Origin of the sequence: Iodidimonas sp. MBR-22, assembly GCF_029946565.1 — a bacterium.
Taxonomy (GTDB): domain Bacteria; phylum Pseudomonadota; class Alphaproteobacteria; order Sphingomonadales; family Rhodothalassiaceae; genus Iodidimonas; species Iodidimonas nitroreducens.
The window spans coordinates 1-5,224 of the sequence record NZ_JARKVQ010000030.1 but is presented as its reverse complement, the minus strand read 5'-3'; the positions used below and the strand labels follow the sequence as shown (position 1 = coordinate 5,224).

Annotated in this window: 4 protein-coding genes; all 4 read right to left on the bottom strand. The window is 53.5% G+C overall.

Annotated features, from left to right (window positions below):
• Positions 1–105 precede the first annotated feature (105 nt).
• The 4 genes from QK300_RS13435 to QK300_RS13420 all read right to left on the bottom strand — a co-directional run bounded on the left by QK300_RS13435 (position 106) and on the right by QK300_RS13420 (position 4,961).
• Entirely contained in the window at positions 106–1,341 is a 1,236-nt protein-coding gene (locus QK300_RS13435) for a methyl-accepting chemotaxis protein (RefSeq protein WP_281302208.1), read from the bottom strand.
• The gene (locus QK300_RS13430; RefSeq protein ID WP_281302209.1) at positions 1,338–1,865 is read right to left on the bottom strand and encodes a PAS domain-containing protein; all 528 of its coding nucleotides are present in this window, start codon (positions 1,863–1,865) and stop codon (positions 1,338–1,340) included. Before QK300_RS13430 ends, QK300_RS13435 begins: the two co-directional genes overlap by 4 nt.
• Before the next feature lie 199 nt (positions 1,866–2,064).
• Positions 2,065–2,715, bottom strand: a complete 651-nt coding sequence (locus tag QK300_RS13425; RefSeq protein ID WP_281302210.1) for a redoxin domain-containing protein — start codon at positions 2,713–2,715, stop codon at positions 2,065–2,067.
• An 89-nt stretch (positions 2,716–2,804) separates the two neighbouring features.
• Positions 2,805–4,961 (bottom strand): thioredoxin family protein, encoded by a 2,157-nt coding sequence (locus tag QK300_RS13420; protein WP_281302211.1) that lies wholly within the window; start codon positions 4,959–4,961, stop codon positions 2,805–2,807.
• Between the last annotated feature and the right edge of the window lie 263 nt (positions 4,962–5,224).

The following is a 5,224-nucleotide window of genomic DNA, read 5'->3' as shown; positions in this document are numbered from 1 at the left end:
ATCCTCGTCACCGCAAATGCAATCATCCGCGATAAAAAACCATTCCATCCATGAACCAATAACACAGTTGCCGGCTCGGGGGCTGGCGGCTTCTTCTCTCCCGCGTCACCCCGCGCGCACAGAGGCGAGGAAGCCCTGCGTTTCCTTATTCAGATCATCAAACAAGGCCTGCATATCGCGCGAGGCATCCAAAACACTGCGAGCCCCTTCGCCGGTGGTTTCCGATGATGTGCGGATATCGGCCACCACCGCGCTGACTTCCCGGGATCCATCCGCCGCCTGTTGAATATTTCCGCTGATTTCATCGGTCGCGCTCGATTGTTCATCCACAGCGTCATTGATGGCTTTGATCACATCATGAAGGGATGTCGTTTGTTTGGTGATCGCGGTGATGGAGCTTGTTGTCAGGTTCGTTGCCTTTTGCATTTCTGCAATTTGCCTGGCAATGTCTTCGGTGGCTTTCGCCGATTGGCTGGCCAATGCCTTCACTTCGCTGGCAACCACCGCAAAGCCTCTGCCCGCTTCGCCTGCCCGCGCAGCCTCGATAGTGGCATTGAGCGCCAGAAGATTGGTTTGATCAGCAATATCCCGAATGAAAGACACCACTTTTTCGACATTGGCCGCTGCCTTGATCAAGCCTTCAACCGCCGCTTCTGCAGATGTCACATCTTTCCCCACTTCATCAACGGCCATGGTCGAATTCTGGCTTTGCCGCTTGATTTCCGAGATCGATGCGGTCAGTTCCTCGGAGCTGGCAGCAATGGCATTGATATTGGCCGATGACTGTTCGGCAGCCGCACTCACAGCCACAGCCTTTTCCAAAGCATCCGCGGCGCAATCCGACACTGTTTGCGCCGTACGCTCCATTTCATGCGAGGCATCATCAAGCCTTTTAATACGCAAGGACACGGCCTTCTCAAAACCATCGGCAAGTTTATGGCGGGTTTCCATCGCCTCTTTCGAGAGTTGATCCATGCTCTGTCTGGCACCATCCACCGTGGCTGCGGCAATCGTGAAACTGCCGCGAAAGCCGCGCAACAGCAGCGAACGATAAAAACGACCATCGGCTGCAGCCCTTAAAACCCAGCCGGCTTCACGCAAAAAGGCATCGGTCATATCCAGAAGCTGATTGAGGGCATCCATGCTTTTGGCCCCCGGAGCCTTCTGATCGATCCCGATCAGGCGCGCTTCCAGATCGCCATGCGCCGCCGCCATGCAAACGGCCTCGATCCGCTGTAGTGTGTTTTTATAGGCATCCCTTTCCGCGATGAGACGCGAGATTTCATCCGACCGATCAGTGCCCGCCTTACCCTGATCCTTTGCTTTGGAAAACAGGTTCATGCCGCGACCCTTGTATTGATGGTTGAAAAGATGAATTGATCAAATGTTTGCCCGGCCGCCGCGATTTTTGCCTGCAAAGCCTGCTCACTGGCTATCAGTCCGGCTTTGCGATCAACGGCCCCCTGTTCGATGGCACAGAGTTCCGCAAAAAGCCGGGTCATCTCATCGATCACCGGACGATCAGGAGCCCGGCGATTGGAATGATAGCCGGTGATCTGCCCGTTCTTATCAAAAGTGGGGGTTACATGCGCGAGCACCCAATAATAATCACCATTTTTAGTGGAATTTTTCACATAAGTAAAAATTTCATCGCCTTTGGCAATGGCATCCCAAAGGGCCTTGAAAATCACCCGGGGGGTATCCGGGTCGCGGATAACATTATGCGGCTTTCCAAGTACTTCATCTTCACAATAATCAGCGATATCAAGAAACACGCGATTGGCGTAAGTAATATAACCTTTTAAATCTGTTTTAGAGACAATAATATCCTCACACGCAAGAAAGCGCTCTTTCCCAGCCGACATAACCCACCTCAATATTTAAAAATATTCGCAGGCCATCATCATTTTTTTGATTTGGACAAATTATTTAAATGACGATAGCCCAGCCATAATAGATAGGCTAAATCTATTAATGACTTCTTAAAAATACATTATAAATAAGATCTATCTGCTTATTTATAATTTTTATCGTGTTATGGAAGAAAAATAGGCGCGAATACGATCAAAAAGCGTATTTGACTGAACAGCCATAGGGCTTTGTTTCTGCATCGCGCACGGGTTGGCCAGCCTGCATATCCGCAAAAGCGGCAAGAACATAATTCTTCGCCCCTTCGATGCTGCTATGCCGGGCGGATGGTTTATCATCGATCGCACCCTGATAAAGAAGCGTGCCATCGCCATCAATCAAAAACATATCCGGCGTGGTGCGGGCCTTATAAAGCCGCCCAAGATCGCCCTTGGGATCAAGAATGATATGATCGGCATAAGAACCCCGGCTGGCGGCAATGCTGTTGGCTTCATCCGCCGAAACATGACCTTGTGTGCCCGGTGCGGATGAAATGATCGAGATCCATGTCACCCCCGCCTCCACCAAAGCGCGCTGGGTTTTTTGCATATTGCCCGTTTCATAATGCTTCATCACAAAGGGGCAATCATGATTGGTCCATTCCAAAATCACCGGCTGGCCGCGTAAGGCTTCGAGGGAAACCGTCTCGCCTTTGGTGTTTTTGGCGGCAAACAATGGGGCTTCTTCCCCGATTTTGGGCTGTGCCTGTGCCACAAAAGCGCCCGCCAAAAGGCTGGACACAGCAAACAGCAGGGCAGCACCCTTTAAAACAAAAGCCCCAGCCAGATTTGGAGACCGCATGGACATGCCAATACCTCTTTTTCTTCAATCCCAAACGATTGGATGGCCGCATCATTATGGCATAATGCGCGCCAATCCTGAAGATCGCGGTTCGCTCAGCCTTTGAATTCTGCCAAAAGCAAAGCTGGCGTCAGGATTTGCGATAAAATTTTCGGGGCGCTGCCATCGGCAGGATAAAACAGATAAAGCGGGACCCCATTGCGACCGAAAGCGGCAAGCTCTTTGGCGATCCGATCATCTTTGTTGGTCCAATCGGCTTTCAACACAGCCACCGAGCCATCTTGCACGGCGCTGATCACATCGGAATCAGCCAAAGCCACCCGCTCATTCACCTTGCAGGTGATGCACCAATCGGCGGTGAAATACACAAACACGGGCCGCCCCGCTTCGCGCAATTGATCGCGCTTCTCAGGCGACCATGGGGCAACGGCAAGCTTGTCCTCATAGGAACCAGCCTTAGGTTGATCTTTTATATCCCTGGCCAGGCTTCCGGCCTCAAAGCCAATGAAGGTGCCCGAACTGCCGATCATGGGGATTGTCACCAGCGCCGTTAGCCCCAAAGCCACGATCTGCGCCCTGCGACCACGCCCACCGGCGATACCCCATATCCAGACGATGAAGGCCAAAGCCAAAAGCATGAGCAAGGCATAGCCAAGAGCATCAGCACCATTTTGCCGCCCCAAAACCCATAAAAGCCAGATCACCGTGAGAAAGATCGGGAAAGCGAGAAACTGCCGAAATACCCCCATCCACGGACCGGGGCGGGGCAAAAGATGCCGCAAAAGCGGAATGAAGGCCACCGCCACATAAGGCAAGGCAAGGCCCAGACCCAGGCTGGTGAAAATGGCCAGCACCACGGGCGCGGGCTGCACCATGGCAAATCCCAAAGCCGAAGCCATGAACGGCGCGGTGCAGGGTGTGGCAACGATGGTGGCCAAAACACCTGTGAAAAAGGCCCCGCTCAGACCCTTTTTTTCGGTCAGGCCCTGCCCGATCCCGGCAAAGCGGCTACTGAATTCAAACATCCCCATCAGATTGAGGCCAAGGGCAAACAAAATGAGGGCAATGATCGTCACCACCATGGGCGATTGCAGTTGAAAGCCCCAGCCAACCGAAGCCCCGGCCCCGCGCAAGGCCAGAAAAACGACACCCACCGCAAAAAAGCTACACAAAATCCCAGCCATATAGGCAAGGCCATCATGGCGCGCCGCCTTTTCCCCCGCCCCATGGGCCCGGATCAGCGAAAAAGCCTTGAGCGAGAGAACGGGGAAAACACATGGCATCAAATTGAGAATGATCCCCCCCAAAAGGGCAAAGGCAATGGCCTCAAACATCCCAATCTGCAGGCCCGCAGCACTGAAACCCAAGTCATTCGATTTGGCCACAAGGGTCGGATCAAGGCTGAGGGGGGCCGCAATCTCGAAACCTTCATCAAGGCCATTGTCATTGGTGATGACCAGCACACCACGCAAAATCTGATCATTTTCACCAAGCTTAGGGGCTGACCCAGAACGCGCCACCAGAAGCTGCAAGCCATCCTCGTCATAAGAAACGGCCTGGGGCTTGGCATAGCCGAACATGCCTTCATTCAAAGGATAAAAATAGGCTGATTTCACCAGCGCGGCATCGTCTTTCGGCATCTCCACATCAAGGGCGAAAGCTGCATTGCTGATGCGCGCACTGGCCTGCCACGGGCTTTGATGGGGCAAGGCAGCCCGGGCTTTGGCAAAGAGCGCCGCCATGCCGGGGGCGACCGTGCCAGAACCGGGGATCATTTGAAAAGCGAGATCGCCATATTCAGGGATACACACATCGGCGCACACCAGCCATTCCGCCGAAAGGGCCAGATCAATCGGCTGATCCGGGATCGCAGCGGGCGGGGTGAGCCTGACCAAAAGGCTTTGGGGTGCTTCATAGCCATAATTCATCAAAGGCCCAACCGGGATACGATGAGGCACCGGATAAAGAGGCGCATCCGCCGTCCAGCCTGCGGGCAAGGACCAGTTGAGGCTGGGCGCCTTGCCGCTATCGCCGTAATTTTCCCAATAGGTGTGCCAGCCCTCCGATGGCGTGAAGCGCAAGGCCAGCCATAAAGGCTCACCGGCCGCAATCGTGGTTTTTTCGGCAAAAATTTCAAGCCGGGTCTGGGGATTAACCACCTCAGCCAAAGGCGTTTGTGCCTGCACGGCCTGACCCATCGCCATCAGCAACAGCGAGACGATGAAGAGCCGTAATTTAAAGAGCCAGTGCATCCTGTCGCCTTCTTTTGCCGATCACACGCCCTGTGCTTAGCATAAGCTATGCTCTGGAAAAATCACGACTGTGTTAACGCGAGAGGGAAAGGCCCCGGATACCCCTGCGACAATTCCGCCCAGCCCCCTGACGAAAGGGAACCCGCTTTGATGCCTAAAATGACGAAAGTTGAGAGACTCCCTCAATCGTCATCAACTCTGTTGTTGGATTTTCATATCTCTGATTCTAGCGTTAGCGATGACGATGATTTTTCGCATGAGGG